The 24,367-nt window shown below is 67.9% G+C and carries 24 protein-coding genes, 1 tRNA gene and 1 pseudogene; 9 read left to right on the top strand and 17 right to left on the bottom strand.

The window, feature by feature from the left end; genetic code table 11:
- Nucleotides 1-9: 9 nt before the first annotated feature.
- Both ACTHNC_RS12260 and ACTHNC_RS12255 read right to left on the bottom strand, forming a co-directional pair.
- A complete protein-coding gene (locus tag ACTHNC_RS12260; protein ID WP_440294885.1) occupies nucleotides 10-1,182 on the bottom strand; it encodes a 4-hydroxybenzoate 3-monooxygenase in 1,173 nt (390 codons plus the stop codon).
- A gap of 92 nt (nucleotides 1,183-1,274) precedes the next feature.
- Nucleotides 1,275-2,027: an IclR family transcriptional regulator gene (locus ACTHNC_RS12255; RefSeq protein ID WP_440294884.1), complete on the bottom strand. Its 753-nt coding sequence runs from the start codon at nucleotides 2,025-2,027 to the stop codon at nucleotides 1,275-1,277.
- Nucleotides 2,028-2,082: 55 nt separating this feature from the next.
- Between ACTHNC_RS12255 and ACTHNC_RS12250 the strand changes: the two genes are divergently transcribed.
- Nucleotides 2,083-2,433: a DUF2200 domain-containing protein gene (locus ACTHNC_RS12250; protein WP_440294883.1), complete on the top strand. Its 351-nt coding sequence runs from the start codon at nucleotides 2,083-2,085 to the stop codon at nucleotides 2,431-2,433.
- A gap of 75 nt (nucleotides 2,434-2,508) precedes the next feature.
- On the opposite strand, the gene ACTHNC_RS12245 is transcribed toward ACTHNC_RS12250, so the two are convergent.
- Together ACTHNC_RS12245 and ACTHNC_RS12240 are read right to left on the bottom strand one after the other, a co-directional pair.
- The gene (locus tag ACTHNC_RS12245; RefSeq protein WP_440294882.1) at nucleotides 2,509-3,849 is read right to left on the bottom strand and encodes an alpha/beta hydrolase; all 1,341 of its coding nucleotides are present in this window, start codon (nucleotides 3,847-3,849) and stop codon (nucleotides 2,509-2,511) included.
- A 209-nt stretch (nucleotides 3,850-4,058) separates the two neighbouring features.
- The gene (locus tag ACTHNC_RS12240; RefSeq protein WP_440294881.1) at nucleotides 4,059-5,417 is read right to left on the bottom strand and encodes a DUF222 domain-containing protein; all 1,359 of its coding nucleotides are present in this window, start codon (nucleotides 5,415-5,417) and stop codon (nucleotides 4,059-4,061) included.
- A 214-nt stretch (nucleotides 5,418-5,631) separates the two neighbouring features.
- On the opposite strand from ACTHNC_RS12240, the gene ACTHNC_RS12235 reads away from it, so the two are divergent.
- A complete protein-coding gene (locus ACTHNC_RS12235) occupies nucleotides 5,632-7,203 on the top strand; it encodes a Re/Si-specific NAD(P)(+) transhydrogenase subunit alpha (RefSeq protein WP_440294880.1) in 1,572 nt (523 codons plus the stop codon).
- A gap of 56 nt (nucleotides 7,204-7,259) precedes the next feature.
- Nucleotides 7,260-8,639, top strand: a complete 1,380-nt coding sequence (gene pntB / locus ACTHNC_RS12230) for a Re/Si-specific NAD(P)(+) transhydrogenase subunit beta (RefSeq protein ID WP_440294904.1) — start codon at nucleotides 7,260-7,262, stop codon at nucleotides 8,637-8,639.
- Nucleotides 8,640-8,673: 34 nt separating this feature from the next.
- Here pntB and ACTHNC_RS12225 read toward each other — a convergent pair whose 3' ends face one another.
- Genes ACTHNC_RS12225 through ACTHNC_RS12195 form a run of 7 tightly spaced genes read right to left on the bottom strand, consistent with a single transcriptional unit; the run spans nucleotide 8,674 to nucleotide 15,453 of the window.
- Entirely contained in the window at nucleotides 8,674-9,279 is a 606-nt protein-coding gene (locus ACTHNC_RS12225; protein WP_440294879.1) for an alkylhydroperoxidase domain protein, read from the bottom strand.
- Nucleotides 9,279-9,863, bottom strand: coding sequence for a CMD domain protein (locus ACTHNC_RS12220; protein ID WP_440294878.1), 585 nt, complete (start codon nucleotides 9,861-9,863; stop codon nucleotides 9,279-9,281). Before ACTHNC_RS12220 ends, ACTHNC_RS12225 begins: the two co-directional genes overlap by 1 nt.
- An 8-nt stretch (nucleotides 9,864-9,871) precedes the next feature.
- The gene (locus ACTHNC_RS12215) at nucleotides 9,872-10,867 is read right to left on the bottom strand and encodes a putative FMN-dependent luciferase-like monooxygenase (RefSeq protein ID WP_440294877.1); all 996 of its coding nucleotides are present in this window, start codon (nucleotides 10,865-10,867) and stop codon (nucleotides 9,872-9,874) included.
- Complete coding sequence (locus tag ACTHNC_RS12210; protein ID WP_440294876.1) at nucleotides 10,864-11,592, bottom strand: ABC transporter ATP-binding protein; 729 nt, start codon at nucleotides 11,590-11,592, stop codon at nucleotides 10,864-10,866. Before ACTHNC_RS12210 ends, ACTHNC_RS12215 begins: the two co-directional genes overlap by 4 nt.
- Nucleotides 11,589-12,470, bottom strand: coding sequence for an ABC transporter ATP-binding protein (locus tag ACTHNC_RS12205; protein ID WP_440294875.1), 882 nt, complete (start codon nucleotides 12,468-12,470; stop codon nucleotides 11,589-11,591). The genes ACTHNC_RS12210 and ACTHNC_RS12205 overlap by 4 nt, the downstream gene beginning before the upstream one ends.
- Complete coding sequence (locus ACTHNC_RS12200; protein WP_440294874.1) at nucleotides 12,467-14,269, bottom strand: ABC transporter permease; 1,803 nt, start codon at nucleotides 14,267-14,269, stop codon at nucleotides 12,467-12,469. The genes ACTHNC_RS12205 and ACTHNC_RS12200 overlap by 4 nt, the downstream gene beginning before the upstream one ends.
- 20 nt (nucleotides 14,270-14,289) lie before the next feature.
- Complete coding sequence (locus ACTHNC_RS12195) at nucleotides 14,290-15,453, bottom strand: ABC transporter substrate-binding protein (protein WP_440294873.1); 1,164 nt, start codon at nucleotides 15,451-15,453, stop codon at nucleotides 14,290-14,292.
- Nucleotides 15,454-15,621: 168 nt separating this feature from the next.
- Here ACTHNC_RS12195 and ACTHNC_RS12190 point away from each other — a divergent pair, with 168 nt between their 5' ends.
- On the top strand, nucleotides 15,622-16,086 hold the full coding sequence (locus ACTHNC_RS12190) for a phage tail protein (RefSeq protein WP_440294872.1): 465 nt from the start codon (nucleotides 15,622-15,624) through the stop codon (nucleotides 16,084-16,086).
- Between the two features lies 1 nt (nucleotide 16,087).
- Here the strand turns inward: ACTHNC_RS12190 and ACTHNC_RS12185 are convergent, their stop codons facing one another.
- The gene (locus ACTHNC_RS12185) at nucleotides 16,088-16,570 is read right to left on the bottom strand and encodes a GNAT family N-acetyltransferase (protein WP_440294871.1); all 483 of its coding nucleotides are present in this window, start codon (nucleotides 16,568-16,570) and stop codon (nucleotides 16,088-16,090) included.
- Nucleotides 16,571-16,626: 56 nt separating this feature from the next.
- Between ACTHNC_RS12185 and ACTHNC_RS12180 the strand changes: the two genes are divergently transcribed.
- The gene (locus tag ACTHNC_RS12180; RefSeq protein WP_440294870.1) at nucleotides 16,627-17,193 is read left to right on the top strand and encodes a TetR/AcrR family transcriptional regulator; all 567 of its coding nucleotides are present in this window, start codon (nucleotides 16,627-16,629) and stop codon (nucleotides 17,191-17,193) included.
- Here the strand turns inward: ACTHNC_RS12180 and ACTHNC_RS12175 are convergent.
- The gene (locus ACTHNC_RS12175; protein WP_440294869.1) at nucleotides 17,190-18,284 is read right to left on the bottom strand and encodes a Gfo/Idh/MocA family protein; all 1,095 of its coding nucleotides are present in this window, start codon (nucleotides 18,282-18,284) and stop codon (nucleotides 17,190-17,192) included. The genes ACTHNC_RS12180 and ACTHNC_RS12175 overlap by 4 nt on opposite strands.
- A gap of 64 nt (nucleotides 18,285-18,348) precedes the next feature.
- Nucleotides 18,349-18,425 (bottom strand) — tRNA-Pro (locus tag ACTHNC_RS12170).
- 301 nt (nucleotides 18,426-18,726) lie between these two features.
- On the opposite strand from ACTHNC_RS12170, the gene ACTHNC_RS12165 reads away from it, so the two are divergent.
- From ACTHNC_RS12165 to ACTHNC_RS12150, 4 genes are read left to right on the top strand one after another with little or no spacing between them, the layout of a single operon-like run.
- Nucleotides 18,727-19,335 (top strand): GNAT family N-acetyltransferase, encoded by a 609-nt coding sequence (locus tag ACTHNC_RS12165; protein WP_440294868.1) that lies wholly within the window; start codon nucleotides 18,727-18,729, stop codon nucleotides 19,333-19,335.
- 32 nt (nucleotides 19,336-19,367) lie between these two features.
- Nucleotides 19,368-19,826 (top strand): pyrimidine dimer DNA glycosylase/endonuclease V, encoded by a 459-nt coding sequence (locus ACTHNC_RS12160; protein WP_440294867.1) that lies wholly within the window; start codon nucleotides 19,368-19,370, stop codon nucleotides 19,824-19,826.
- A complete protein-coding gene (locus ACTHNC_RS12155) occupies nucleotides 19,823-21,205 on the top strand; it encodes a DUF2252 domain-containing protein (RefSeq protein WP_440294866.1) in 1,383 nt (460 codons plus the stop codon). Before ACTHNC_RS12160 ends, ACTHNC_RS12155 begins: the two co-directional genes overlap by 4 nt.
- Nucleotides 21,206-21,207: 2 nt before the next feature.
- On the top strand, nucleotides 21,208-21,801 hold the full coding sequence (locus ACTHNC_RS12150) for a dihydrofolate reductase family protein (protein ID WP_440294865.1): 594 nt from the start codon (nucleotides 21,208-21,210) through the stop codon (nucleotides 21,799-21,801).
- 89 nt (nucleotides 21,802-21,890) lie between these two features.
- Here the strand turns inward: ACTHNC_RS12150 and der are convergent, their stop codons facing one another.
- The 3 genes and pseudogenes from der to ACTHNC_RS12135 all read right to left on the bottom strand — a co-directional run.
- A complete protein-coding gene (gene der, locus ACTHNC_RS12145) occupies nucleotides 21,891-23,432 on the bottom strand; it encodes a ribosome biogenesis GTPase Der (protein WP_440294864.1) in 1,542 nt (513 codons plus the stop codon).
- Nucleotides 23,425-24,189 carry a (d)CMP kinase gene (cmk, locus tag ACTHNC_RS12140; protein WP_440294863.1) on the bottom strand — a complete coding sequence of 255 codons (765 nt, stop codon included), beginning with the start codon at nucleotides 24,187-24,189 and terminating at the stop codon, nucleotides 23,425-23,427. Before cmk ends, der begins: the two co-directional genes overlap by 8 nt.
- Nucleotides 24,186-24,367, bottom strand: a pseudogene (locus ACTHNC_RS12135) (prephenate dehydrogenase); the annotation flags it as partial. The pseudogene ACTHNC_RS12135 and the gene cmk, both read right to left, overlap by 4 nt.

The raw sequence follows: 24,367 nt of genomic DNA, 5'->3' as shown, positions 1-24,367 counted from the left end.
AAATCGCACTCAGAACGGGAGGCCCGCGTACTGCTCGGCGAGTGCCGCCTGAGCGTGACGCGAACCTGTGGTGTATTCAAGCTGGCCGACCTGCGTTCGGTACCGGAACGCCCTCGTCGCCTCGTCGGGGCTCTCGCGGTGCACGTGCAGCATCTCGGTCATCCACTGCGAGAACTGCTGCACCTTCCACTGCCTGGCCAGCGCGGATCGGCTGTAGCTCTTCAGCGGACCCTCGTCTCCGCCGTACCGCGCGACCAGAGAACGACCGAGTAGGGCGACGTCGGCGATCGCCGAGTTGAGGCCCTTGGCGCCTGTCGGCGGCACGATGTGGCCGGCGTCGCCTGCCAGGAACAGCCGGCCGTGCTCGAGCGTCGAGGCGACGAAGCTGCGCATCGGGGTGATCGACTTCTCGCTGATCGCGCCCTCGTGCAGCGTCCAGCCCGGTGTGCCCAGCCGCAGCTGCAGCTGCTCCCAGATGCGGTCATCCGGCCAGTCGTCGATCGACTCGTCCGGGTCGACCTGCAGGTATAGCCGCGACACCTCCAGCGATCGCATCGAGTGCATCGCAAACCCTGAAGGGTGCAGCGCGTAGATGAGGTCGTCGGTGGACGGCGGCACGTGCGAGAGGATGCCCAGCCATGCGTACGGGTAGCTGCGCTCCAGCGCGCGGATGCCCGGAATCGCCGGTCGGCACACGCCGTGGTATCCGTCGGATCCGATCACGAAGTCGCAGTCGATCCGCAACTCCTCGCCGTCGTGCACCGCTGTCACGAACGGCGCGTCACCCTCGACCTCGTGCGGCTGCACGTCGTCGACCTCGAACCGCACGTCGGATCCGATGCGATCGTGCTCGGCGAGCAGGTGCTTCACGAGCGCCTGTTGGCCGTAGATGGTCACGGTGCGTCCGACCAGGTCGAGGAAGTCGATGTGGTGACGCTGACCCTCGTACTGCAGGTAGATGCCGTGGTGTGTGAGCCCCCGCTCGGCCAGATCGCTGTCGAGTCCGAGCTCGTGCAGGATGTCGACCGAGCCCTGCTCGAGCACCCCGGCGCGGATGCGCCCCAGGATGTACTCCCGGCTCTTCTGCTCGAGGATGACGAACTGGATGCCGACCCGATGCAGGATGTGGCCGAGCAGCAGGCCCGCGGGGCCGGCTCCGATGATGGCGACTTGCGTTCGCACCGGCTATGCCTCTCACGTCGATGGGATGGTCACGTTCATCGTGCCGGGAGGCGTGACCCGTGCAGCAGGGGTTTCCACGGGGTGGAAGACAATTACGGGTGCGCGCCGAGCGCTCCGGAGATGCCACGGGCGGCCATCCGTACACCGAGCGCGAACTGCGGCTCGTCCCTCCGTTCGGCGTGCGCGATGATCGAGACCGCCGCGACCACTTCGCCACCGGCATCCCGCACCGGAGCCGCCACAGAGAAGGCGCCGCGGGTCAACTCCTCGATCGAGACGGAGATGCCCGTGGCGCGGATGTTCGCCAGTCTCGACCGAAGTTCCCGCTCGCCGGTCAGCGTGTTCGGCAGGAATTTGCGCGGCTGAGCCGCCAGCACCTCCTCGAGCACCTCCGGGGAGGCGTGCGCGAGCAGTACGAGGCCCACGCCTGTCGCGTGCAACGGTAACCGTGCACCGACATCGCTGATCACCGAGATCGCGCCCGGGCCGGAGAGCCGTTCTAGGTAGATCACGCCGAGCCCGTCGCGCACGGCCAGGTGCACGTGCTCGCCGGTCGCCTCGAGCAGGTCTTCCAGGTACGGCAGCGCCAGTTCCCGCAGCCGGCGGGCCGTGGGCTGTCGCACCCCGAGCCGCCACAGCTTCAGCCCGACCCGATACCGCCCGTCGTCGCCGCGCACGAGCCCACCCCAGTCGACCCACTCCTTCAGCAGGCGATGGGTGGTGGAGACCGGCAGGCCGGCCCTGCGCGCGACGTCGCTCAGCGTCAGCGCGTCGCCGCGCTCGAACGCGTCGGCGACGGCGAACACCCGTTGTGCGACGCCTCGGTCATCCGTCGGGTGCACCATGAACGCACCATAACGGACGCCGCGTTCTCCGCATCCCGCTCGTTAGGCTCGAGCCATGAGCAGGATCTTCACCACCGCCGTCGCCTCGGTGTATCCGCTCTACCTCGCCAAGGTCGAGCGCAAAGGTCGCACGAAGGCGGAGCTCGACGAGGTGATCGGCTGGCTGACCGGATACGACGAGGCCGCCCTCGAGACGCGGTTGCAGTCCGGCGCCACGTTCGAGGACTTCTTCGCGGATGCCCGCCTCAACGAGAACGCACCCCTGATCACCGGCTCGATCTGCGGCGTACGGGTCGAGACCATCGACGATCCGCTGATGCAGAAGATCCGCTACCTCGACAAGCTCGTCGACGAGCTGGCGAAGGGCAAGCCGATGGAGAAGATCCTGCGCGTTACCGCCGCCTGAGCGGTGGCATCAGCTAGAAGGTGGTGGGTCGCTGTCGTACCAGGAGGGTGTGCATACGGTCCAGGGCCCCGGGTCTCACCCGGCTGCTGCCGTAGCCATCGGGCCTCCCCGGTCAACGCGGCTCCTGTGATCATCCAGGCCGATCTGGTCGGCGATGGCCGGGAGGGCGCGGCGCCAGACATAGCGCACCGTCGTCCAGCTGTGTCCCGAATCGGGCGCGACGATCAGCCGTGTCGGAATGCCCGCTGCGGCACTCGCGCTCGCCAAAGTCTTCGCGTAGGAGGTGTATCGACGATCGCGTGCGCCAGTGCCGAAGATCACGAGGTCGTGTCCGCCTTGCGGATGCGCGCTCAATAACGCGAGCGGTGTCGCAGCACGATAGCGCTGCCGTGAACCGCCGAAGGCCCGGTTGACGGTGTCCGCGCCCGCAGTCGGCTGCAGCTCCGAGAGCACGGGGACGAACGCCGAGAACAGTTCGGGATGCCCGGCCCCGAGCTGGGCCGCGCAGGTTCCGCCCTCCGAGTAGCCGCCGACGGCCCAGTGGCTCGCATCCGTAGCCACCGGCAGATGAGCTTTGATCCAAGCCGGGACGTCCTCGGTCAGGTACGTCGCCGCATTGCCGAGTGGCGAGTCGACACACATCGGGTTGTGCCCGGGAAAGCCGAGCTGATCGGGTGCCACGACGATCGGGGCGAGCCCGTGGTGCGACCGAGCATACTCATCGAATACCTGTGCCACGCGGCCCGACGTGAACACGGTCGAGGGCGACCCGGGCTGCCCCGGGAACAGCAGCACGACCGGCAGCGCCGGCGGCTCCCGGACCAAAGCCGCCGGCGGCAGGTAGACGACTGCCTCCCTGGCGGGAAAGTGCGAGCGCACGGCCGGGATGTCGACGGCGCCCACGATCCCGTGGCCGGGCATACCGGAAGACGCGCGCCAGTCGTTCCCGAGCCGAGCATCCATCGTGCCGACATGCCGGGTCAGTAGAGCCGACGGCAGCGCCGGGAAGGGCATGTACTGGATCGCCTCACCGAAGTACGGGTAGGCCCCGTATTCGGCGTTTACACCAGCGGCGAAGCTGAGCAGCACGAGCGGCACGAACGCCGTGGCGGCAACCCTTCGCCACCACTGGGCGCGCCGTAGCGCGACTGCTGCGAGGGTGAGCCCCGCTCCACCGACAGAGCACCAAAGGCAGACGACCGGGTCAACTTGCAGCCCTGTTATGGCCAGCATCAGCGCCGCAACAGCACCGCATCCGGCGCCGAGCGCGATCGCGATCGCCCCACGAGCCAGCCGGCCACGCGCACCGATGCGAAGACCAATCAGCAGACAGGTGGCCGTGGCCAGGGTGAGCCCGTACAACGGGAAGAGGAATCCGGCGTGATCGATCCGCAGGTCCAGGAGCCAGGACGGCATTCGAACCGGCTACCCGATCGCGCGTCCGAGCACACTGCCGGGGACGAAGGCCACCGCCGTGGGACGTTCCCCGGTGCTCACGCGGTTCACGTTACCCACGCCTCCCGACTCGACACCAGCACTGACCCGCTGCGCGCTCTCAGAACTGGCCAAGCGCAACCCGGTGGACAAGATCCCCCGCGTTTCAGCCGTCTGAGCAATGGCTTCGGTTAGAAGGGTGGTGGGTCGCTGTCGTATCCGGTGGGTGTTCTCACGCGGATGCCGCCGTCGGGTTTCGGGTCCAGTCGGATTCTGGTCACGGTCTTCATCCGGTGCAGCCGGGGTTTGAACGGTGCCAGGTTGTCCACGTTCGTGGGTCCGCCGTGCTGGCGCTCGATCACGTGATCCACTTCGGCCCCGGTGACGATCCCCACCGGCAGAAACGGGGCCGCGGCCTCATCCAGCCCGAACTTCACCGTCAACCAGGTCTTCTGATCCGGGGTGGGACGGTACCGGGTGGTGTCCAGGTTCAACACCGCCGGACGGATCGGGCTGGCGAGGACTTTCCGAAACGCGGGTGCGTCGCGTAACGCGGCCGCCGCCTGCTTCGGGGGGATCGGCCCGTAGCCGAGGAGTTCAGCGAACCGGCCGGCGTCGTCGATCAGCACGAACGGGCGCACCCCCGCACCACCACGACGGTGTGTACCGGCACCCGTGGTGTCGCCTTTCAGCCACTGCACCGCCAGGTCGGCACGCACCTGATCCAGAGTGCGGGTCTCGCCCGGCAGGGTGCGCAGGCGTCTCGCTTCCGCGGTCAACGCGACCTCGATCTGCGCCACATCCATTACGGAGGCGTGGAGGTTCAACCAGGCCATCGCATCCGCGGCCGCCTCCACCACCACCCGTCGTTTCGTGTGGGCGTCCTCATGCCGCTCCGGCAGAGTGTCGGCACACAACCGTTCCCGCAACAGGCGACACCGACGGGCAAACACACCAGGGTTCAGCTTCTCGACGATCCCCGCCATCCGCTCGTCAAACATCGCATACGCGGCAGCATCCGGCAGCCCAGTACAGGACTCCACCGCGGCACGCACGTGCTGCGGGCTGATCCGACCCGAGACGAACAACTCCTTCAACCGCGGCAACGACGTGTTCAGCACCTCGGCCTGCCAGGCCATGGACCGGACCGTGTTCTCACTCAGGTGCAACCACTGCGCCAGGTCGAACGCGACCGCCCGCACCGCGAAGTCCACCTCCTCCGCCCGCGGATCCCGCTCGGTCGCCCCCACCGGAACATAGATACTCGGGTCCGTGCGGGCGTACTCGAACGCCCGACCGATGGCGAACAGTTGCCGTGCTGCTTCCAGGTTCACCATCGTCTGCGAGGAGACCGCGTCGTCAATGACGGACCGCATCAACGCCGCACCCGAGTCCGTCCGCGCCCACGACACCAACCCGTCCGTCGCGGAGCGGGCCGGCCGGTCCAGGAACGCCAGTTCCGCGGACTCGTCGAACAACGACGCATCCGCCAACTCCGCCCAGAACGCAGCATCACCCTGCACTGCGGGTGCCAGATCCACGTCGTTCATACCTTCGAAGCTAGGCCATACCACCGACATTCCCCGGACACGGAAACCAGCCCTGACCAGCCCTGTTGATAACCCGATGAAGTCGTCACTGGGGAGGACAAGACGCGCGGGAAAAGACGAGCACAGCTGCCGCGACGTTCTCGCAAGCCGCGGCACCCGGAGCCTGTGCTCGGCCCTCCGAGGCCGCCAGGGGAAGTTCCCCTATGGTCAAATCATGGAAAGCACCGCATCGGAGCGGAGCATCGGCCCACTCCGCATGGGAATCGTCAGAGAACCCGACGGCGAGACGCGCGTCGCCGCGACCCCCGACACCGTGGCGAGACTCGCCGCCCTCGGCTACACGGTCGTCGTCGAGAGCGGAGCGGGAGCACGGGCATCCTTTCCCAATGCCGCGTACGTCAACTCCGGCGCCACCATCGTGGACCGTGCCGACGCCTGGAACTGCGACGTCGTGCTGCGGATCAACCCGCCGAGCCCCGACGACATCGCCCGGTTGAAGGACGGCGCCACCATCGTCGGCATGCTGAGCCCCTCGCTCCGGCCCGAACTGCTCGAGTCGCTCGCCGTCCGCGACCTCACCGCCATCGCGATGGATGCCGTCCCCCGCATCTCCCGTGCGCAGTCGATGGATGTGCTCAGCTCGATGGCCAACATCGCCGGCTATCGGGCGGTGGTCGAGGCTGCGCACGAGTTCGGCCGCTTCTTCACCGGGCAGGTGACCGCGGCCGGCAAGGTGCCGCCGGCGAAGGTGCTCGTGGCGGGAGCCGGGGTCGCGGGTCTCGCGGCGATCGGCGCGGCATCCAGCCTGGGCGCCATCGTGCGGGCGACCGACCCGCGGCCCGAGGTCGCCGATCAGGTGCGCTCCATCGGCGGCGAGTATCTGCCCGTCGACGTGGCAGTCGAACAATCGGCCGACGGGTACGCCAAGGCGACCAGCGAGGCATACGACCGTCGCGCCGCCGAGATCTACTCGGAGCAGGCCGCGGACGTGGATGTCATCATCACCACCGCGCTCATCCCCGGTCGCCCCGCGCCCCGGCTCATCACCGCTGAGGATGTCGCCGGTATGAAGCCGGGCAGCGTCATCGTCGACATGGCTGCGGCGCAGGGCGGGAACGTCGAGGGTTCGGTTCCCGGCGAACGGATCGTGACGCCTGGCGGCGTGATCGTCCTCGGCTACACCGATCTCGCCGGGCGGCTGCCCACCCAGGCATCCCAGTTGTACGGCACCAACCTGCTCAACCTGGTGAAGCTCCTCACGCCTGGCAAGGACGGCCGGCTCGTCATCGACTTCGACGATGTCGTCCAGCGCGCGGTCACCGTCGTGCGTCACGGCTCGATCACCTGGCCGCCCCCGCCCGTGTCGGTAGCGGCGGCTCCAAGCGCTGCGCCCAAGACCGAGACAGAAAAGCCGGAGCCCAAGCGGCGGATGTCGCCGGGCGCGGTGACGGGACTCATCGCGCTGGGAATCGCCGCTCTCTTCGCGGTCTGCGCGTTCGCACCACCGCCCCTGCCGCAGCACTTCCTCGTGCTGGTGCTCGCCGTGGTCGTCGGCTTCTACGTCATCGGGCACGTCGCGCACGCGCTGCACACTCCGCTGATGAGCGTCACGAACGCCATCTCCGGCATCATCATCGTGGGCGCGATGGTGCAGATCATGGCCCCCTCCCCCGTCGTTCAGGTGATCGCCGCGGTCGCCGTGCTCGTGGCATCCATCAACGTGTTCGGCGGGTTCGCCGTCACGCGCCGCATGCTCGCCATGTTCACGAAGGCGAACGACCGGTGAGCGTCGCCACCGCCGTCGCCGACGCGGCGTACATCGTCGCCGCGCTTCTCTTCATCATGAGCCTCGCCGGGCTCAGCAAGCACCAGACGTCACGTCGGGGCGTCGTGTACGGGATCATCGGCATGACGATCGCCCTCGTGGCTACCGTCATCGTCGTGCTCACTCACGCGTGGGGCTCGTCGTCCCTACCGCTCGGCGTCACGCTTCTCGTCATCGCGATCATCATCGGCGCGCTCATCGGCCTCTGGCGAGCGCGGACCGTGGAGATGACGGGGATGCCCCAGCTCATCGCGCTGTTCCACAGCTTCGTCGGTGCCGCGGCGGTGCTCGTCGGCTGGAACGGCGCAATTGACACCACGGGCATCCCCGCGGATCTGCTCGGCGTGCACCACGGCGAGGTGTTCATCGGGGTCTTCATCGGCGGCGTCACCCTGACCGGATCGGTCGTCGCGTTCCTCAAGCTCTCTGCCCGTATCTCGTCGAAGCCGCTCATGCTGCCCGGCAAGAACGCCCTGAACATCGGCGCCCTCGTCGTCTTCGTCGGTCTCACGATCTGGTACATCGCCGCGCCGCAGCTGTGGCTCCTGATCGTGGTGACGGCGCTCGCCCTCGCGCTGGGCTGGCACCTGGTCGCCTCGATCGGCGGCGGCGACATGCCGGTCGTCATCTCGATGCTGAACAGCTATTCCGGGTGGGCGGCGGCCGCGGCCGGCTTCCTGCTGAACAACGATCTGCTCATCGTCACCGGCGCGCTCGTCGGATCCTCCGGCGCCTACCTCTCCTACATCATGTGCAAGGCGATGAACCGGTCGTTCCTCTCGGTCATCGCCGGTGGTTTCGGGATCGAGGCGCCCTCGAAGGCGGATGCCGCCGGCGGCGAGCACCGCGAGATCGACGCCGCAGGTGCAGCGGCGATGCTCGAAGGCGCGTCGAGCGTGATCATCACGCCCGGGTACGGCATGGCCGTCGCCCAGGCGCAGTACCCGGTCGCCGAACTCGCCCGCCGCCTGCGCGAGCAAGGTATCGACGTGCGGTTCGGCATCCACCCGGTCGCCGGGCGCCTGCCAGGCCACATGAACGTTCTGCTGGCCGAGGCGCGGGTGCCGTACGACATCGTGCTCGAGATGGATGAGATCAACGACGACTTCGCGTCGACCTCGGTCGTGCTGGTGATCGGCGCGAACGACACCGTGAACCCTGCGGCCGCTGAAGACCCGGGCAGCCCGATCGCGGGGATGCCCGTTCTGCGGGTCTGGGAGGCGGAGAACGTCATCGTGTTCAAGCGATCGATGGCCGCCGGATACGCCGGCGTCGACAACCCGCTGTTCTATCGGGACAACGCGCAGATGCTGTTCGGGGACGCGAAGGAGCGGGTCGAAGACATCCTCAAGGTTCTGACCAGCCAGTCCGAGGCATCCGAACGCCAGGCGAGGTGAGAGGCCTCAGTGCGTCGGCCGCGCTGCGCCCGCTTCACTCGGCCGGCGGCGTCGGCTCCCCGAGCGACAGCATGAGCCGGTTCGCCCAGTTGAAGAACGCCGCGCCGTGGATGACGTCCGCTATCGCGAGATCGTCCAGCCCGGCGTCGCGCAGCTGCCGCACGTTCTCGGCGGTGAACTCGCTCGGCGTCCTGGTGAGCGCAACGGATGCGTCGATCGTGGCGCGCCACTGCGGGTCGTCCTGCTGCGCGGAGGTGCCGTCATCCAGCAGCCGCTGCACGTCGTCGGGCCGCTTCGACTTCTGTGACGCGAACCGGGAGTGCACGGATGCGCAGAACAGGCATCCGTTCGTGCGCGACGCCGCCGCGGCGGAGAGCTCGCGCTGGGCGCGGGTGAGCCCGCCCTTCTCGTTGTAGAAGATGTCGTTGTCGGTGCGGGTGCGGGCGCCGAGGATGTCCGGATCGCGCACGAGCAGACGGAAGTACGGGCTGTTCGCGCGTCCCTTGTCGACGAGGCCGGCGTAGTGACGCTCGGTGAGGTCGTCGATGGGCAGCGGCTCGAGCCATGCCTCCCACCCGAGCTGAGCCTGCGTGAACACGTTGGGGCGTTCGAACGAGTGACGGGTGACCTGCTCGGGCATCACAGCTCTCCCTTCAAGACGGTGAGGCCCGCGACGACGCGGAGCTGGAAGTTCAGGAACGACACCAGCTGCGAGAGAGTCACGATGCCGGCGGTCGACCAGCCGGCATCCAGCAGCGACTGGAGTGCGTCGGCGGATGCGTCGCGCGGCCGATACGTGAGCAGGTGGGTGTGCGCCAGCGCGGCCGCGAGCCGCGGGCCGAGCGCAGCCGCCAGCTCGGACGAGGGCTCCCAGTGCGGCCCGGCGACGTTCTCCGCGGTGAGCGGTCCGTCCGGGTAGTCGCCGTACGGACCGGTGGTGATCGCGTCAGGCAAGGCTGCATCGATGGCGGCGAGCGTCTCCGGCGAGACGGCAGCGAGCAGCTCGCGGTAGTGCGAGGCCGTGTCGCTCTGCGCGAGCGCCACCGCCCAGTAGGCGATCGCGAGTCGTTCGAGCTGCGAGACGTGTTCGAGCTCGTCAGAGGCGAACAGGGCGTCGTAGCTCGCCTGGGCGTTTCGCTTCGCGTCCGGCCGCTGCAGGCGCAGGTCGAAGAGCTCGTCGCCCTCGCGGATGCCGACGAGCTCGTCGATGACGTCGGTGGCCATGCTTCCTCCTAGTGTTCCCAGCCGAGTTCCGGTGCGACCTGCTCGGCGATGAGCTCGAGCGAGCGCAGCACCACCTCGTGCGGCGGATCGACCGGATGCGCCTGCACGACGATGTCGGTCGCGCGCGGAAGGATCGGGTCGTCCTTCAGCGTTGCCAGAACCTGCTCCGGCGTCCCGATGTGCAGGTCGAGGTAGGCGGCGAGCTCGGCGTCGTCCGCCTCCGGGATGGCGACGCCCTGAGCCCGCAGTGCGGGCAGCGAGCGAGCGATGCCCTCGGCGCGCCAGCGACGGGCATCCTCCTCGCTGTCGACGACGAGCACCGAGCGGGATGCCATCACGCGCGGCGCGACACCGCCTGGCAGTGCTGCGACGTAGCGATCCACGATCTCGACCTGGTCGGATGCCGACCCGCGGCCCGTGTACTCCCGCCGCGGCTGGGTGCGCGACAGCATGAGCCCGTGCCCGGCCCCACCGATCCGTTCAGCGCCGCCCGCGGAGAACGTCGCTTCCCACAGCGCGTCGGCGAGCTGCGGCGCCGGCGGGTACAGAGCACCGCCGTCGCTGGTCAGCACCTCCCCGGACACCGCGCGCAGCAGTGTCTGCTTGTGGTCGGCGTAGATCGCCGGACGGTCCTCGGGAGCGTGCCCGAACGGCGGGAACGACGACGCCGTGCCGCCGGAACCGATGCCCAGTTCGAACCGGCCGTCCGAGAGCAGCCACAGCACCGCGGCATCCTCCGCCACGCGCAGCGGCGCCTCCAGCGGAAGCGTCACGATGCCGGTCGCGAGCACGATGCGGGAGGTCTGCGCCGCGGCTTGCGCGAGCAGCACGAACGGCGACGGGAGCCCGCCTTCGTCGCGGTGGAAGTGGTGTTGAGCCACCCACGCCGTGTCGAACCCGAGCTCTTCGGCGCGCACGATCTGCGCCAGAGCGTTGCGGTAGCGCTCCAGCGGTTCCACGTCGTCGAGAAGCCGGGTGAAGTAGCCGAGTCGGCTTGTGGTCATGACTGTCGTCCCTTTCCGAGGTAGGCCTCTTGGATCTGCGGGTCATCGAGCAGATCGCGCGCCTCGCCCTCCAGCACGATGGCACCGGTGGCCAGAACGTAGCCGCGCGAGGCGATCGAGAGCGCCAGCTCCGCCTGCTGCTCGACGAAGAGAACGGCCACGCCGAGTTCCCGGTTGATGCGGGCGATCTCGTCGAGCACCTGGTCGACAAGCTTGGGCGAGAGCCCCATGGTGGGCTCGTCCATGCAGATCAGCCTTGGCCTGCTCATCAGGGCGCGAGCGAACGCGAGCATCTGCTGTTCGCCGCCGGAGAGGGTGCCGGCCTCCTGTCTGCGACGTTCGGCGAGGCGCGGGAAGTGCTCGCGCATCCGTTCGAGGTCCTCGGCCACTCCCGCCCTGTCGGATCGCGTGTAGGCGCCGGTGAGGAGGTTCTCGTCCACGGTGAGCTGCGGGAAGACGCGCCGTGCCTCGGGAACCGAGGCGATTCCCGCCTTGATGCGCTGCCTGGTGGAGGAACGCGTGATGTCGCGCCCGGCGAAGTGCACGGATCCCTTCTTCACCGGTGTGAGCCCGAGAATCGTCTTCATCGTCGTGGACTTGCCGCTCGCGTTGCCGCCGAGCAGCGAGACGATCTCGCCCTCCCCCACCGTGATCGTGTTGCCGCGCAACGCGTGGAACGGGCCGTAGTAGACGTGCACGTCGTCGAGTTCGAGCAGAGCGGTCATGCCAGCACCTCCCCGCCGAGTCCGCGCCGCCGTCCGAGGTAGGCCTCGATCACCGCCGGATCGCTGCGCACCTCCTCCGGACGCCCCTGTGCGATGATGCGGCCGCCATCCATCACGATGATGCGGTCGGAGACGGTCATCACGAGGTCGAGCTTGTGCTCCACGAGCAGGATGGCCTGACCGGATGCCTTCAGCTCCAGCAACTGCTCCAGCACCTCCGCTGTCTCCGACTGGTTCATGCCGGCGGTCGGCTCGTCGAGCACGAGCAGCTTCGGCTTCAGCGCCAGGGCACGCGCGATCTCGGTGCGGCGCCGGTTGGCGTAGCTGAGCGTGTATGCCGGATCGTTTCGGCGCGTCCCCAGCCGGGCCTGGAACCGCTGGATCTCCTCCTCGATCGTCTTCTCGATCGCCTTGCGCTCCCTGCGCGACGCCGGTGTTCCCACGATCGCGATGAACAGCTCGGCCAGCAGCGGGATCCACCGCAGCAGGAACACGTGCGAGAGCCTCCGGAACGGACGGCTCGCGATCAGCGTCGAGTGGATGCCCACCTCGATGTTGTCCGCGACCGACAGCGTCGCGAACACCCGGCCGTTCTGGAACGTGCGCCCGATGCCGTCTTCCGCGATCCGCGCGGTGTCCGCGTGACCGATGTCGCGGCCATCCAGGATGATCGTGCCCCCGTTCGCCGGAATCGTCCCCGTCACGAGGTTGAGCGTGGTGGTCTTGCCCGACCCGTTCGGACCGATGATCGACACCACCTCGTGCGGCGCGACCGTGAACGAGACGCCGTCGACCGCCTTCAACCCGTCGAAGTGTCGCTCCAGGTCGACCACCTGCAGCAGAGCATCCACCGCTGTGCTCACTCTTTCGGCGCTCACGAGTTCCTCACCAGGATTCCACCGGGCCGAAACCTCACGACGAGGATCAGCACCAGCCCGTACACGACGATGCGCAGCTCATCCGTGAAGCGCAGCGCCTCGAGTCCGCCGATCAGGATGAGTGAGCCGATCACCGCGCCGTATGGCAGGTTCACGCCGCCGAGGATCACGATCGTGACCACGACGAGCGACATCAGCATCGAGAAGATCGACGTGTCGATGTACGTGTACTGGTGCGCCAGCAGCGAGCCGCCGATCCCGGCGAAGAACGCGGAGACCGCGAACGCCAGCGCCTTGTAGTCGCGCACCCGCACGCCGGAGGCCAGCGCCGCGACCTCGTCCGCTCCGACCGACGAGATGACCCGCCCGAGGTGCGAGCGACGGATGCGCCACATCACCAGCAGCGTCAGCACGAGCACGCCGAGGTCGATGAAGTAGAAGTCCTGCGCCGTGAACAGCACCGTGTCGCCGATCTTCGGCCACGGGATGCCTTGTACGCCGAGCGGCACGATCAGCTGGATGACCGCAACGATCACGATGCCGATGCCGAGCGTTGCGATCGAGATGTAGTGCCCTTTCACGCCCCAGATGGGCGAGGCGAGGATCGATGCGATGATCGCGGCGGCGAGACCCGCCAGCGGCAGCGCCACCCAGAACGACACGTGCAGGTAGAGCGTGATCAACGCCGACGTGTAGGCGCCGATCGCGATCGGTCCCGCCTGACCGAGCGCCATCACGCCGGCCTGCCCTGCGGTGATCGTGAAACCGGAGGCGATGATCGCGTAGACCAGCACCTGGGTGCCTGTGCTGAGCACGTAGTCGTTCCCGACCAGCGGAACGACCACCGCCGCCACGGCAAGCGCAGCGGGCCACACCCAGCGCGGGATCGTGAACGGCCTGCCCTTGCCGAGGAATGTGCCGGTCAGCGGTTCGCTGGAGATCAGCGGCACCTTGCCGAGAAGCCCGCCTGGCCGGATGATCAGCACCGCGATCAGAATGACGAACACGATGATCTGGTCGGCGCTGCCACCGAAGAAGTAGATGCCGAACGACTCGAGGATGCCCAGCACGAAGCCGCCGATCACGGCGCCGACGAGTGATCCGAGGCCGCCGAGGGTCGCGGCGACGAACGCCGTCATGCCGGTTTCCAGCCCGGACGTCGGATCCGCGACTCCGACGTAGAGCGCGATGAAGATGCCGGCGAGTCCGCCGAGAGCGGAGGCGATCACGAACGAGAGGTTCTGCACCAGGGCGACGGGAATGCCCATCTGCAGCGCCGCCTCCTGGTCCTGCGCGGTCGCACGGATGGCCCTGCCGACCTTGCCGTACTTGAGGAACAGCGACATCACGATCATGACGCCGGCCGTGATGCCGAGCATCACCACGTCGGCGGTGCCGAACCGCATGTTGCCGACGTGCAGGTTGGATGTCTGCAGCACCTGCGGGAACACGCGCGAGTTCGCGCCGAACGCGGCCTGCGACGTGTTGTCGAGGATGAGCGACACCGCGTACGTCGAGAGCATCGCCGCCAGCGGCAGGAACTTCGCCAGCGGACGCACGACCGCGGCGTTGATGATCAGCCCGAGCGCCGCGCACACGACCAGCACGAGCGGGAGCGCCAGCCAGAACGACAGCCCGAGGCGGGCGACGAAGAACCAGGTGAGCATGGCTCCCAGCCCGAAGAACGAGAACTGGGCGAAGTTGACGACGTTCATGACGCCGAAGACGAGGGAGATGCCGACCGCTCCGAGGGCGTAGACGTTTCCTCGGAGCAGGCCGGCGATCAGTGTGTCAAGCATGGGTGCGCGGGTCTAACGGCTCAGCCGTTGTAGACGACCCATTTGCCGCCCTTGAGAACTGTGGGCGTGAGCTGCGGCGACTGCACACGACGCGTGGTCGGGTCGAACGTGATCTTCCCGTAGACAACGCTCGGAACATCCTTCACCTCTTTGAAGCCCTTGAGGATGCCCTCCCGCGTGATGCCGCCCTTCTTGGCCGCGGCCACCGCCACGTTGAGCGCGTCGTACGCGCCGGCCTCGAAGCTCGTCACATCCGTCTCGTTCGGGTACTTCTTCTTGAACGCCGCCACGAAGCTCTTGACGGCGGGATCCGTGCTGGTCTCCACGAACTGGGCCCCGTTGATGGCGCCCGTGGCGTCCGGCGTGCCGTCGAAGGACTCCTCGTCCTGGCCACCGAAGAACGTGCCCTTGTAGCCGATCGCACGCAGCTGCGTGACGATCTTGGAAGCATCCGGCCCGTATCCGACGTGCACGAAGGCCTGCGGGTTGCTCTTCACCGCCTTGATGAGCGACGGCTTGTAATCGTCAGCGGTGTCGAGAACGGCCTCGGCGTCGGTGATCTTCAGCCCGATCTTGTCGGCCTCGGACTTGAACGCCTGGAAGGCGGGGATGCCCCAGTCGGCGGTGTTCAGGTACGTCACGCCGACCGACTTGATACCGCGCTTCTTGATGTAGTCGGCCGTCCACTTGTACGTGTCGCTCGTCGTGATCGAGGTGGACCACTGGTACTCGGACCCCTTCGCGGTGAAGTCCGGGTTCGAGTTGTTGAAGCCGTACTGCAGCAGCTTTCCGGCCGTGTAGATCGGCGAGGCGGGAATGGATGCCGCCGACGAGTAGTCGCCGAACACCAGCACCACGCTGCTGTCGCCCACGAACTTCTGCGCGACCGGCACGGACTGCTTGGGGTCGGACTGCGAGTCCTCGTACTTGAGCGCTACCGGGTGACCGTTGATGCCGCCCTTCGCGTTCGCCTGCTCGACGGCGAGATCGAACGCCTCCTTGAACTGCTGCCCGTACTGCGCGTACTGACCCGTCTCTGCGGCTGAGACGCCGAAGTAGACGGTGCTCTTCTTGCCGGAGCCACTCGTGGACGACGCATCCGCCGCACCGCTGCACGCGGCGAGGCCGAGCGCCATGAACCCGGCGACGGAGACGACGGCTGCGCGTTGAAGGAGCTTCTTCATGGGGACTTCCTCTTCGTGTCGGGTAGGGGTAGCGCCACACTATGGGCGAGGGTCTTCGCTCCCGGACTGCCCGGTAACAGAGGGGAACCGAACGCAACACGGCGTCACGAAAGGAATGGAGATCGATCGGATACGGTTGCTCGCGTACCGTCACCGCTTGGAGGTCTCGTGGGCTACACCGTCGACTTCGTGAACGTGTCCACCGTCGGGCTCGAGTCCTCGCCGGTAGCGGACGCGCTCGCGGGTCTCCGCGCGAACGACGCGCGCTACTTCAAGAACAAGTACGACCACGACTTCACCGTCGTGCCCGTCGAGGAGGCGCCCGAGATACTCGAGTGGGTGAGTCGAATCCTCGCTGAGGAGCGCGACATCGTGATCGCATCGCGCCCGCTCGAGGTCACCGAATTCCAGGTGGAGGGCATCCGCATCGCGTACGTCTTCTACGAGTCCGGGCTGTCCATCAACGTGATGTACACGCTCGAGGATGGCGGCAAGCGTGCCGTCGGATTCAAGCTGTCCGAAGGCATGGAGGTGCCAGAGGAGCTTGCTGCGAAGTTCAAATTCGCGCGCCAGAAGTCACGACTCGCCGGGGTCATCCGCGGGTCGTTCTTCGTGATCAAGGGCGAGTACTGAGCTACAGGACGAGCTCCCAGTCCTGTCCGACGAGGTCGACGCCGAAGCTGTGGTGCGGGTTCTCGGCGATGAGCTCGAAGCCGGCGCGCTGGTAGATGTGCCGCGCGGACTCGAGCACGGAGTTGGTCCAGAGCACCATCGTGCGGTAGCCGGAGCGGCGTGCGAAGTCGAGGCAGGCATCCACGAGCGCGCTGCCTGCTCCGTGGCCGCGCCCGTCCGGTGTCACGAGAAGAAGGCGGAGGCGGGCGACGTCCTCCCCCGCGTCAACGCACATCACGCAGCCGATGCGGCGGCCGTCGAGCTCGGCGATCCAGGCCTGCTGTCGTTCGGAAGCCGACCCTTCGGCGAAGTCGGCGACGATCCGCGCCACGAGCGTCTCGTAGTCGGTGCTCCATCCGAACTGCTGCGCGTACACCTCGGCGTTGGCCATGACGATCCACCCGAGGTCGCCGGGCTGGTCCGCGATGCGCACTGTGACGTCCATGTCGTCCTCCACTGAAGTCACTGAAACAGTTGTTCCAGTTGCGATACTATCGCCGCGTGGCCGAAGACAGAACGGATGCGTCACCACGGCGTCGCGAACTCGCTCGCCGCGCGTACGAGTACGTCTCCGAGCACGGTCTGGCCGACCTCTCGCTACGACCGCTCGCCGACACGATCGGCACGAGCGCGGGCGTGCTGATGTTCCTGTTCGGCAGCAAGGACGGGCTGGTGCGCGCCATCCTCGCCGAGGCGCGGGCGGACGAGCTCGTGATGCTCGACGAGGTGCGGCAGGCCACGGCCGATGCCGATCTCGCAACGGTCGCCGGCAACGTATGGGACTGGCTCGCCGCACCGGAGCACACACGTCTGCTCAACCTGTGGGTGGAGGCGTACGGGCGCTCATTGATCACGCAGGACGGCCCGTTGGCCGGCTTCGCGGCCGAGACGGTGCGCGATTGGCTCGAGATGCTCGAGGCAGCGGATGCGGCTTCCGACCCGGGTCCTGAACGCGCGACCGCCGTGCTCGCACTGCTTCGCGGAAGCATGCTCGACCTGCTGGCCACCGGGGAACGCGACCGAGTGGATGCCGCGTTCCAGCTCGGGCTTCGTCGCCTGCTCAGCTAAGGGCGAGCCCATTCCTGGGTCCTCGTGGTGACTGTGGAAGCCGTCTCGATCGCGCGCCGCATCTCGAGTTGCAGGTACTGGTCCTGGCACGCCTCGGCCACGCTGTACACGTCGGGTCCGCCGCGAGTGTAGGCAGACATCCGCTCGAGGAGCGCGGCGATCGAGAGCTCGTCATCCGCCAGCCGCGCGGGCCGGAACGGGTTCTCGTAGAGGATGTCTCCTTCGAAGGAGTACGACCGCAGAAAGTCGCCCTCGTGATTGCCCGCGCCGCCCGCCTCGACCCGTTCGATTCGACTCGTCACCGGTGTGAAGGCGTCCGCCAGGTGTCGCACGGTCTCGTCTCTCAGTTCGCCGCGGGCGCCGCGGGCGAGCACAGATGGGGTGCGGATCCACGACCGGTACTGCTGATCGTGGAACTCGTATGTACCCTGCATACCGCCCTCGAACTCGAGCCACGCGGACGTACGAACACCGTCGACGACTCGATCCTCGACGGGGTCGCCCTGACGGCTCGGCCCGTCCTGCAGCCGTTCGGTGAACCTTCTCGCGGTGATGCGCGCGTTCTGGAACCCGACACCGAGCAACCGCCGGAGCACGCTCATCCCGTGATAGTCGTGCGCGATCGAGACGGATGCCTCGGACACCTCCCCGAGAGTCCCCCGCCGAACCAGCTCCAGCTGCGCCGAGATCAGCGGCTCCAGGTGGTATTGCTCCGCCACCTGGATGCGAGCGCCTCGGCGTACGGCGTCGAGCAGCGCGAGGCAGGACGGGATGTCGGGCGCGACCGGCGTCTCCGTGAGAACGGCGTGGCCTTCGCCCGTCAGCGCTTGGACGATCTCGGTGGATGCCCCGGCGCTGACCGCGGCCACCACGAACTCCGGCTTGTCGCGGCGAAGCTCGTCGACGGTGTCGAGCGTGTCGACCGACCACCGATCACGAAGCGCCTCTCGAGCCTCGGGACGCCGAGCGACGACAGCGGTGACGCGGAACCGCTCGGGCAGCGCCGCGGCCACCCGCAGGAACGCTTCGGCGCGGAACCCGCCGCCCACGATCGCGAACGTTGCTGGGGTGTCATCCGGGTTCGTCGTCATGCTTCATGCATAGCGGATCGGCACCGATCAGCGCTTCGCGACCCCGATGTTCCGAGACCTCACATGGTCGGGCTGACAGGATTTGAACCTGCGACCCCTTGACCCCCAGTCAAGTGCGCTACCAAACTGCGCCACAGCCCGTAACCGCCCGCGGACGGCCTTGGACAGTTTACCGGGTGCGGAAGCGACGCCCGCACCAAGCAACGACCTTCCCAAGGTCGGACGCAACACCAGCCCGCCCCCGAACTCCTGTCCCAGGTGGTCGTTGAATCACGGGATGACGACAACGCCGGACAGGAAGTTTCGCCTCACCGAGACGTTCCTGTCCGCCGTTGCCGTCTCCGACGCGGATAACGTCCATCTCGGACGGTGATCCGAACTCGGGCGAGCCTCAACGCTCAAACGACCTCGGAACGTCGGCCGCGCACGGTAGCTTGGCCGCATGGTGGCGAAGGTGCTCGAGGAAGCGACCGCAGACATCCGGGTGGTACCGGTCGGCGACGTGCCATGGAACGACGTGCGCACTGTGTTCGGCACTCGCGGCGATCCGGCGACGTGCTGGTGCCAGTTCTTCAAGCTCTCCAACGCACAGTGGCGCGAGACGGATGTCCCGACACTCGAGTCAGCGCTCTGCGAGCAGGTGCGCCACGACCCGGGTCCTGGCTTGATCGCCTACCTCGGCGACGACCCCGCGGGGTGGGTCGCGGTGGAACCGCGTCCCGCCTACCCGCGCCTACGCACCAGCCGAATCGTCGCCACCGGCCGCGCGGAGCAGCAGCACGACGACCCGAGCGTGTGGTCGATCACGTGCTTCGTCGTGCGGGTCGGGTTTCGCAGGCGAGGCGTGGCATCCGCTCTGCTCGCGGCGGCGATCGAGCACGCCCGGGCGTCCGGTGCGCGAGTCGTCGAGGCGTATCCGGTCGACACCGCCGAGCGCAAGGCTTCGTCGGCCGAACTGTTCCACGGCGTCCTCTCCGGGTTCGTCGCGGCGGGGTTCGAGATCGTCTCAAGACCGCAGCCCGGTCGCGCGGTCGTCAACCTGCAGCTCTGACTCGAAGCCCGCTCCGGCCCTAGGCTGGATCCATGCGCCTGTGGAGCCTGCACCCGCGGTACCTCGACGCAGTCGGCCTCGTCGCGTGCTGGCGCGAATCACTGCTCGCCCAGAAGGTGCTGATCGGCAAGACGCGCGGCTACCGACATCATCCGCAGCTCGATCGATTTCGCGAGCATCCGACGGCCATCGGCGCGTATCTCGGCGTCCTCGCCGACGAAGCGGATGCCCGCACCTACCGCTTCAATCGCTCACGCATCGTGGCGGTGCCCGAGCCGGGTATCCGCCTGACCATCACCTCCGGGCAGCTCGAGTACGAGCGCCGTCGTCTCGCCGCGAAGTTCAAGCTGCGCGCACCGGAACGCGTCAACGCGTTGCTCGCCGAGCGGAGCATCCACCCGAACCCGCTCTTCGACGTCGTCGTGGGCGGCATCGAGCCCTGGGAACGCGTCGAACCGGCAACCCAATCCGACCACGAGGAGCAAGCATGAGCGCAGACGAGGGACGCCTTCGGTTCGAGCACGAAGCGATCCACAGCGCGGCGGAGCTGTTCGACGCAGGCAAGGCGGCACGCGGCAAGCTTCCGCGCTCGGGGCACGCCGAGTACAAGCCGGCCAAGAACCGCGACCCGATCGGCATCCTTCGTACTCAGCAGGAGCACCGCGTACCCGAGCTGATCCCGTTGCGGCTGGAGCGGATGACCGCCAGCCCGTTCGCGTTCTACCGCGGCTCGGCCGCAATCCAGGCCGCCGACCTGCGCGATGCGCCCCGCACGGGCGTCGACGTCACGATCTGCGGCGACGCGCACCTGGCGAACTTCGGCATCTACGCATCCCCCGAGCGCTCTCTCGTGTTCGACCTCAACGACTTCGACGAATCCGCGTACGGACCCTGGGAGTGGGACGTCAAGCGGTTCGTCACCAGCGTCGTCGTCGCCGCCAGGCAGCGCGGATTCAAGGAGTCCAAGGTGCAGACTGCCGCGCTCGAGGCTGCAGCGAGCTACCGCATCGCGATGCGACAGATCACCCAGCTGAGTGTGCTGGAGCGCTACTACATCCGAGCGGACGTGCACAGGGGCCAGCGCCACTCGAGTTCGCAGAAGGTGCTCGATCACGCCATCGAGGCGGCATCCCGTCGCACCTCGGCACGTGTGGTGCGCAAGATCACGAAGCGCGCCGACGACGGCTCCACGATGATCGTTGAGAACCCGCCCGTGTTGTCGCACGTGCCGGAGACCACCGAGAAACGCATCCTGGGCATCGTCAAGCGGTACCTCGCCACGGTGCCGTCCGACATCGCGGTGCTGCTGTCGCAGTACGTTCCGACGGATGCCGTGCGCCGCGTCGTCGGCGTCGGCAGCGTCGGCACCCGCTGCTACATCATCGTGCTCTCCGGGCCGGCGGGCGAGTCGCTCGTGCTGCAGGTGAAGGAAGCGGTCGAATCCGTCGCCGTCGAGTTCGGCGGCGCCACGGCGGGAAGGGCGCCGGTCTACGGCGACCGGGTCGATCCCGATGAACACGGTCACCGGGTCGTCGCCAACCAGCACGTGCTGCAGGCCGTCAGCGACCCGTTCCTCGGGTGGGTCAAGTACGACGGCCGCGCGTTCTACATCCGTCAGTTCCGCGACCAGAACGTCTCCATCGACACCGAGACCCTCGACTTCCGCCCGTTCACCGACTACGTGGATGCCTGCGGCACGGTTCTCGCCCGCGCCCACGCCCAGTCCCCCGCGGCTCCGTTCATCGCGGGATACCTCGGGGGCGGCACGCCGTTCGATTCCGCGGTCGCGGAGTGGGCATCCGCGTACGCCGATCAGGCGGTCGAGGACTACCAGACTCTGCGCAAGGCAGTGAAGAAGGGGGAGATCTGAACATGACCGCAAGATTCGTGTACTGGATGAACGTCTCGCTCGACCTGTACATCGAGCGAGGGCCGGACGACCACTCCAACCTCGACGGACCGGATTGGGTGCGGATCGGCGAGCCGCTTCATCGCGAGTTCAATCGGCGCGCGCAGTCGATGTCGATGTTCGTCGAGGGACGCGTCGTCTACGAGATGATGGACCCGTTCTGGCCGGATGCCCGCACCAACGAGTCGCTTCCCGCCTTCCTTCGCGAGTACGGCGAGATCTGGACCTCGATGCCGAAGGTACTGGTGTCGCGCACCCGCACGACGGCATCCCACAACACCCGCATCGTCGGCGGGGATGACGCGATCGACCAGCTCGCGGCACTGCGGCAGAGCGCCGAGGGCGACATCGGCGTCGGGGGCGCGACGCTCGCGACCCAGCTCCTGCGTGCCGGACTGCTCGACGAGCTGATGCTGTTCACGCATCCGACCATCCTCGGCTCCGGCCGACCCCTGTTCAACGACCCGCACCCGCGGGTCGACCTCGACCTGCTCGAGCAGCAGACCTACGACCAGGGCGTCACGCTGCACCGCTACGCCGTGCGCGGCGCGAACTGAGCGGAGCATCTTTCGTGAGACTACGCGTATGCGCCGACACTACGTGCGTCGCGGCTAGTCTCAGCGCGTACGCGTAGTCTCGCGAAGGGTCACCGCCGCCGCTTTTCCCGCACGCGCATGTTGAGCACGATGGGGGTGCCCTCGAAGCCGTAGAGCTCGCGCAGGCGGCGCTGAATGTACCTGCGGTAGCCGGAGTCCAGGAATCCGGTCGTGAACAGCACGAACGTCGGCGGACGGCTCGACGCCTGCGTTCCGAACAGGATGCGCGGCTGCTTGCCTCCGCGCACCGGGTGCGGATGCGCCGCGGTCAGCTCGGCCAGGAACGCGTTGAACTTGCCGGTCGGGATGCGCGTGTCCCACGACTCGAGCGCCGTCTCGAGCGCCGGGACGAGCCGCTCCAGGTGCCGTCCGGTCCGCGCCGAGATGTTGACGCGCGGCGCCCACGACACGTGCGCGAGGTCCTGCTCGATCTCGCGCTCCAGGTACCGGCGCCGGTCGTCGTCGAGCAGGTCCCACTTGTTGTACGCCAGCACCAGCGCGCGACCGCTCTCCAGCACGAGGTCGATGATGCGAACATCCTGCTCGCTGATCGGCTCGCTCACGTCGAGCACGACGACGGCGACCTCCGCCTTCTCCAGCGCGGTGCTCGTGCGCAACGACGCGTAGAAGTCCGCGCCCTGCTGTAGATGGACGCGCCGACGGATGCCCGCGGTGTCGACGAAGCGCCACACGCGTCCGCCGAGCTCGATCTGCTCGTCCACGGGGTCGCGGGTGGTGCCGGCGAGGTCGTTGACGACGACACGTTCCTCCCCCGCCGCCTTGTTCAGCAGGCTGGACTTGCCCACGTTGGGCCGTCCAACGATCGCCACGCGACGCGGTCCACCGATCTCGCGCTGGGCGAAGGCGGACTCCGTCGGCAGCACCTGAAGCACCTCGTCGAGAAGGTCGGCCACTCCCCTGCCGTGCAGGGCGCTGACTGGATGCGGCTCCCCCAGTCCCAGCGACCACAGCTCGGTCGCCTGCGGTTCCTGCCGGGCGTCATCCACCTTGTTCGCGACGAGGAACACGGGCTTCTTCGACTTGCGCAGCAGGCGCACGACGTGCTCGTCGGTGGATGTCGCGCCCACGTTCGCGTCGACGACGAACATCGCCACGTCGGCGAGGTCGATCGCGACCTCGGCCTGCGCGGCGACGGACGCGTCGATGCCCTTGGCATCCGGTTCCCAGCCTCCGGTGTCGACCACGCTGAACCGGCGGTCGTTCCATTCCGCCTGGTACGAGACGCGGTCGCGTGTCACGCCCGGAACGTCTTCGACGACGGCTTCGCGGCGGCCGAGGATGCGGTTCACCAGCGCCGACTTGCCCACGTTCGGCCGGCCGACGATGGCCACGACGGGCAGCGCCGGCAGGTAGTGGATCTCGTCAGGGTTCTCGGTGACGGCATCCAGCACATCGAGGTCGGCGTCGTCGAGCTCGTAGTCCTCGAGTCCTGCGCGCAGCGCGTTGGCGCGCTGGTGTGCCAGGTCGTCGTCGACGTTCGCCAGTCGCTCGGCGAGGTCGTCCGGGCCGGCTTCGAAGTCGTCGCCGGCGTGTTCGTGCCGGTTGCTGTCGGCGGGGCGGGAGTCAGACATCCGTTCCTCCTCGGGACGGGTCGGTCCCTATCGCACGGCCATCACGCCGTAGACGGCGCGCCGGAACCGGCAATGGGGGCCCAGCGGGGCGCGCGGCCTGGATCACGTCGATCACGGCGTCGACGGTCTCATCGAAGTTCAGGTCGGTGGAGTCCACCGTGGTCACACCCTCGGCGGCGGTCATGAAGTCGACCACCTGAAGGTCGGCGTGGTCGCGGGCGTGCAGCTGCGCGGCGACATCCGCGGCGGCGTGCCCGTCGAGCTCCCCGGCGCGACGTGCTGCACGCACCTCCGGCGCAGCCGTCAGCAGGATGCGGACGGGTGCGTCCGGCGCCACCACGGTCGTGATGTCGCGACCCTCCGCCACGATTCCCTCGCGATCGGTGCTCGCCAAGAGTCTGCGAAACAGCTCGTTCAGCCGAAGCCGCACGTCCGGGATGCGCGCCACAGCACTCACCCGCGCCGACACCTCCGGGTCGCGGATGTCCTTGGTGACGTCGGTCTCGCCGACGAAGACGCGCAGGCGGCCGGGCTCGGTGTCGATGCGATAGTCGAAGTCGGCGATGGCGCCCACCACGGCATCCGCCTCCGCCACGTCGATGCCGCGGCGCATCGCGAACCAGGTCAGCGCGCGGTACGCGGCGCCGGTGTCGAGGAAGGCGAAGCCGAGTCGTGCTGCCGCGGCCTTGCTCACGCTGGACTTTCCGCTGCCCGCAGGCCCGTCAACGGCGACGACGATGGGAGTGCGCTCGCTCATCCGGCGGTCCTCCATCCGCGTGCCGACAGGTCTTCGATCGCGCGGGTCTTCACCTCGGGCAGCACCGCGATCTCGGCCAAGCCGATCTGCGCGCCCGGGGAGTGCTCGAGTCGCAGGTCTTCGATGTTGACGCCGATCTCGCCGAGCTCCGTGAACAGCCGGCCGAGCTCGCCGGGCC

This window comes from Humibacter sp. (genome assembly GCF_051954055.1).
In the GTDB taxonomy this organism is placed as follows: Bacteria; Actinomycetota; Actinomycetes; order Actinomycetales; family Microbacteriaceae; genus Humibacter.
The sequence above is the reverse complement of the archived record's forward strand: the minus strand, read 5'-3'. Positions and strand labels throughout refer to the sequence as shown.

What these genes read in the sequence shown, in the direction of transcription:
- ACTHNC_RS12255 (WP_440294884.1), bottom strand. Translation starts at nt 2,027, where the DNA reads ATGGTGCACCCGACGGATGACCGAGGCGTCGCACAACGGGTGTTCGCC.
- ACTHNC_RS12250 (WP_440294883.1), top strand. Translation starts at nt 2,083, where the DNA reads ATGAGCAGGATCTTCACCACCGCCGTCGCCTCGGTGTATCCGCTCTAC.
- ACTHNC_RS12245 (WP_440294882.1), bottom strand. Translation starts at nt 3,849, where the DNA reads ATGCCGTCCTGGCTCCTGGACCTGCGGATCGATCACGCCGGATTCCTC.
- ACTHNC_RS12240 (WP_440294881.1), bottom strand. Translation starts at nt 5,417, where the DNA reads ATGAACGACGTGGATCTGGCACCCGCAGTGCAGGGTGATGCTGCGTTC.
- ACTHNC_RS12235 (WP_440294880.1), top strand. Translation starts at nt 5,632, where the DNA reads ATGGAAAGCACCGCATCGGAGCGGAGCATCGGCCCACTCCGCATGGGA.
- pntB (WP_440294904.1), top strand. Translation starts at nt 7,260, where the DNA reads ATGAGCCTCGCCGGGCTCAGCAAGCACCAGACGTCACGTCGGGGCGTC.
- ACTHNC_RS12225 (WP_440294879.1), bottom strand. Translation starts at nt 9,279, where the DNA reads ATGCCCGAGCAGGTCACCCGTCACTCGTTCGAACGCCCCAACGTGTTC.
- ACTHNC_RS12220 (WP_440294878.1), bottom strand. Translation starts at nt 9,863, where the DNA reads ATGGCCACCGACGTCATCGACGAGCTCGTCGGCATCCGCGAGGGCGAC.
- ACTHNC_RS12215 (WP_440294877.1), bottom strand. Translation starts at nt 10,867, where the DNA reads ATGACCACAAGCCGACTCGGCTACTTCACCCGGCTTCTCGACGACGTG.
- ACTHNC_RS12210 (WP_440294876.1), bottom strand. Translation starts at nt 11,592, where the DNA reads ATGACCGCTCTGCTCGAACTCGACGACGTGCACGTCTACTACGGCCCG.
- ACTHNC_RS12200 (WP_440294874.1), bottom strand. Translation starts at nt 14,269, where the DNA reads ATGCTTGACACACTGATCGCCGGCCTGCTCCGAGGAAACGTCTACGCC.
- ACTHNC_RS12195 (WP_440294873.1), bottom strand. Translation starts at nt 15,453, where the DNA reads ATGAAGAAGCTCCTTCAACGCGCAGCCGTCGTCTCCGTCGCCGGGTTC.
- ACTHNC_RS12185 (WP_440294871.1), bottom strand. Translation starts at nt 16,570, where the DNA reads ATGGACGTCACAGTGCGCATCGCGGACCAGCCCGGCGACCTCGGGTGG.
- ACTHNC_RS12175 (WP_440294869.1), bottom strand. Translation starts at nt 18,284, where the DNA reads ATGACGACGAACCCGGATGACACCCCAGCAACGTTCGCGATCGTGGGC.
- ACTHNC_RS12165 (WP_440294868.1), top strand. Translation starts at nt 18,727, where the DNA reads ATGGTGGCGAAGGTGCTCGAGGAAGCGACCGCAGACATCCGGGTGGTA.
- ACTHNC_RS12160 (WP_440294867.1), top strand. Translation starts at nt 19,368, where the DNA reads ATGCGCCTGTGGAGCCTGCACCCGCGGTACCTCGACGCAGTCGGCCTC.
- ACTHNC_RS12155 (WP_440294866.1), top strand. Translation starts at nt 19,823, where the DNA reads ATGAGCGCAGACGAGGGACGCCTTCGGTTCGAGCACGAAGCGATCCAC.
- ACTHNC_RS12150 (WP_440294865.1), top strand. Translation starts at nt 21,208, where the DNA reads ATGACCGCAAGATTCGTGTACTGGATGAACGTCTCGCTCGACCTGTAC.
- der (WP_440294864.1), bottom strand. Translation starts at nt 23,432, where the DNA reads ATGTCTGACTCCCGCCCCGCCGACAGCAACCGGCACGAACACGCCGGC.
- cmk (WP_440294863.1), bottom strand. Translation starts at nt 24,189, where the DNA reads ATGAGCGAGCGCACTCCCATCGTCGTCGCCGTTGACGGGCCTGCGGGC.